This is a genomic window from Candidatus Obscuribacterales bacterium (assembly GCA_036703605.1).
Lineage (GTDB): Bacteria > Cyanobacteriota > Cyanobacteriia > RECH01 > RECH01 > RECH01.
On the sequence record DATNRH010000741.1, the window covers coordinates 1 to 1536 of the forward strand.

Annotated in this window: 2 protein-coding genes; both read right to left on the reverse strand. The window is 55.6% G+C overall.

Annotated elements, in window-relative coordinates:
* Nucleotides 1-77 precede the first annotated feature (77 nt).
* A complete protein-coding gene (locus V6D20_15420) occupies nt 78-617 on the reverse strand; it encodes an MSMEG_0567/Sll0786 family nitrogen starvation N-acetyltransferase (GenBank protein HEY9817170.1) in 540 nt (179 codons plus the stop codon).
* 87 nt (nt 618-704) lie between these two features.
* Nucleotides 705-1536 (reverse strand): MSMEG_0568 family radical SAM protein (locus tag V6D20_15425; protein HEY9817171.1); only part of this gene is annotated, 832 nt, incomplete at its 5' end.

The following is a 1536-nucleotide window of genomic DNA, read 5'->3' on the forward strand; positions in this document are numbered from 1 at the left end:
ATCCTGTTTCTGCTGAATGCCGAGGGAGTGGCGTAACTGCTCCACCAAACGGGGCAATTGCCCAGCATCATCCATACCTATGCCACCTCAAGCACTTGAGGCAGCCCTTGAGGACGAGGCTCACCATTGGCCGGATAATAATTCAAATCAGCTTGCATGAGGTGATGGGGATGCCCACAGATATCGATTTCCTCCAACGAGTCCCAATGTAGCCGTTGAAAAAAGCGCACGTTCTGCAACTGCACTGTGGCCAAAAACCGTTCACAGCCCCAGGTGTTGGCCGTCATTACCGCTTTTTCGATCAGACCTTTGCCAATCCGCCAGCCCCGACGATGGGTAGGATGCACGCCTAGCCGACCGCCATACCACAGCCCTGGCTCCGGTTCGTAGATGCGGACAACCCCAATCACCTGTTCCCACGGAGCCAGGTAAGGTTCATACACACTTTGAACGGAGGTGAGCGCCACAATCGGATAGGCGATCGCATCAATATCATCCCAATCGCTACCGCGAAATAGCCGCTGTTCTTGGCAAAAAATTTGGTAGCGCAGGTCGGCATACTCCCGCATTTCGGTGGCGGTTTTGGCAATCTCAAATCGATAGGTAGATCGAGTCATGGTTGGCCATCCCAGAATTTACATCAACAGGTCAACAGCGATCGCCCGAGGGCGGATTCAAGCCCCAATGCATTACGAACCCACGGTCTATGTTTCAAAGGCAGATAAGGCAGAGCAGGCCCCACACTTGGCACAGCCAGCTTCGACATCTTGGGAGGATAGTCCTGCATTTTTGAGCCGTTGCCCAACCTCTTGATAGAGGCGATACATAAACTCACTATCGGGCGGGGCAGTATCCTCTAGCGGGGTACCGGTGATGGGTACAAAGGGGACAATAAAGGGATAAACGCCTAGCTGAATGAGGCGATCGCTGGTGTCCACCAAGGCATTGAGGCTATCCCCCAAACCGGCGAGGAGATAGGTGCTGACCTGTCCCCAACCAAAGACCTGTACCGCGGCGGCAAAGGCTTCGAAATAGGTTTCCAGAGAGACGGTGGCTTTCCCCGGCATAATGCGATCGCGCACCTCGGGGGTGACGGCCTCTAGGTGCATTCCCAGGCTGTTGACGCCGGCTGCCTTCATCCGTTCAAACCAACTGAAATCCGCTGGGGGTTCGCATTGCGCCTGGATGGGAATATCGACCCGTGCTTTGATTGCCCGCGCACATTCCGTTAGATAAGCGGCACCGCGATCGGGAGTATTGGGGGTGCCGGTAGTCATCACCACATGCTTTACCCCATCGAGCCGCACCGCCGCTTCGGTTACTTCAGCCAATTGATCCGGTGTTTTGCGGGCAATGGTGCGATCGGCGGATAAGGATTGCCCGATCGCACAAAACTGGCAGGCGGTAGCGCGGTCGTTGTAGCGCATACAGGTCTGGAGTACCGTTGTCGCCAGTACGTCGTGGCTATGGAGCAGGGCGATTTTCCAGTAGGGGATGCCGTCGGCTGTCTGGAGTCCGTAGAATTTCGGCTGCTTG